The organism is Streptomyces sp. P17 (genome assembly GCF_032436805.1).
Taxonomy (GTDB): Bacteria; Actinomycetota; Actinomycetes; order Streptomycetales; family Streptomycetaceae; genus Streptomyces.
This window is the reverse complement of record NZ_JAVRBF010001515.1, coordinates 1-234: the sequence shown is the minus strand read 5'-3', so window position 1 is coordinate 234 and position 234 is coordinate 1. Positions and strand designations below refer to the sequence as shown.

Annotated in this window: 1 pseudogene; it reads left to right on the top strand. The window is 67.5% G+C overall.

From position 1 onward, the window contains the following. Nucleotides 1-234 (top strand): annotated as a pseudogene (locus RMT89_RS45535) (hypothetical protein); the annotation flags it as partial.

The following is a 234-nucleotide window of genomic DNA, read 5'->3' as shown; positions in this document are numbered from 1 at the left end:
CATCGTTGGCGGCAAGGTGGTCTATGGCGCCGGCGACTTCAAGTCGCTCGACGAAGCCGTCCCGCCGCCGGCAATGCCGGACTGGTCGCCGGTTCGCAGCTTTGGCGGTTACGCCGCCTGGGGAGCCTCGGATCAGCAAGCGACGACCGCGTCACGGATGGCGTTCAGCGCCTGCAACTGTGCGAGCCAATGTTCGGTGCATGGCCATGATCACGCCCGGGCCTGGACGAGCCG